At 74.0% G+C, this 1360-nt stretch carries 1 protein-coding gene and 1 pseudogene; both read right to left on the reverse strand.

Annotated features, from left to right (window positions below; genetic code table 11):
* Positions 1-276: 276 nt before the first annotated feature.
* A pseudogene (locus tag GSF22_RS33555) lies at positions 277-699 on the reverse strand (rhodanese-like domain-containing protein); the annotation flags it as partial.
* A 70-nt stretch (positions 700-769) separates the two neighbouring features.
* Positions 770-1228: a cysteine dioxygenase gene (locus GSF22_RS33560; RefSeq protein ID WP_208817914.1), complete on the reverse strand. Its 459-nt coding sequence runs from the start codon at positions 1226-1228 to the stop codon at positions 770-772.
* Positions 1229-1360: the final 132 nt, after the last annotated feature.

Here is a 1360-nt window from a genome sequence, read left to right on the forward strand (position 1 = left end):
CGCGATGACGGACATGGGTGTCTCCTTCGCGGTTCGGCGAGGGTGGGACGCGGCGGACCGGCCGGGGCTCGTGGCACCGCGACCGGCAGGGGGTCACCGGCGGTCGGGGATCGACGGACGTTCCGGTTCGGACAGGTGGGCCGGCAGGTCCGGTGGGGTGACGTACACCCCGGTCGGCAGTTCGGGTCGGGTGACGTACACCCCGGTCGGCAGGTCGGGCCGGGTGGCGTACACCCCGGTCGGCAGTTCGGGCCGGGTGGCGTACACCCCGGTCGGCCCGAGGACGGGCAGCCCGGCGAGGGTCCAGGCGGCGAACCCGCCGATCAGGTCGGTGGCCCGGTGGAGGCCGATCTGCTGCAACGCGGCGGCGGCCAGCGAGGAGGTGTACCCCTCCTGGCAGAGGATCACCACCGGCAGGTCGTACCGGCCGGCGACCGGCAGCCGCGCGGCGCTGCGCGGGTCGAACCGCCACTCCAGTACGTTGCGCTCGACGACGAGGGCGCCGGGGACCGTGCCGTACGCCGCCCGTTGCGCGGCGGGCCGGATGTCCACCAGCACCGCGCCGGTACGGTGGGCGACGTGGGCCTGTTCCGGGTCGAGCCGGTGCAGGGTACGGCGGGCGTCGGCGAGGATCTCGTCGATGCCCCGGGATCCGGCCGGGGCCGGGGTCTGCGGACAGGTCCGGCCCGGGTGGGTCAGTTCCACGGGTTCACTCCCTCGTTGGGTCGGTCCGGTCGGGCGTGGCCGGAACGGGACAGGTCGGGGCGGCTCACCAGGCGGTTCCCGCCTCGGCCACCTCGGCGGCCCGCAGCCGGCCGTCCTCGAGGTGGTAGCGGGTCATCCGGCGCAACGCCGGCCGGTAGACGTGGACGCTCACCGCGGGTACGGACCCGACGTTGGTCACCTGGTGCACGTGCCGGGGGCCGAACCGGCGCCCGGTGCCGGCGGCCAGCCGGGTCGGACGCAACCGGCCCCGGTCCACCGTCTCCTCGGTCAGCTCTCCCGCGACGACCAGGAAGGCACCGGCACAGCCGCCGTGGTCGTGCAGGTCGGTGCCCTGGCCCGGCCACCAGCTCAGCAGCCAGACCTCGTGGCCGGGGGCGGTGGCGACCCGGGTGTACCACCGGTCGACCGGGTCGAAGTGGACGCCGGTGGGCCAGTCGGCCGGGTCGGCGTGCTGCCGGGCGATGGCGAGCAGGTCGTCCGCCGGCCGTCGAATGGTGATCATGTCGGTTCTTTCCTGTCGGTCCGTCCCGACCAGGATAGGCGCCATAACCTATAGGCTTAGTAGGTATTCCCAGGATCCGGGAAGAGGGAATCGAAACCGGACCCCACCCCGGCGCGCCGACACCCCCACATC

It is taken from the genome of Micromonospora echinofusca (assembly GCF_017614955.1).
GTDB classification, from domain to species: Bacteria; Actinomycetota; Actinomycetes; order Mycobacteriales; family Micromonosporaceae; genus Micromonospora; species Micromonospora echinofusca_A.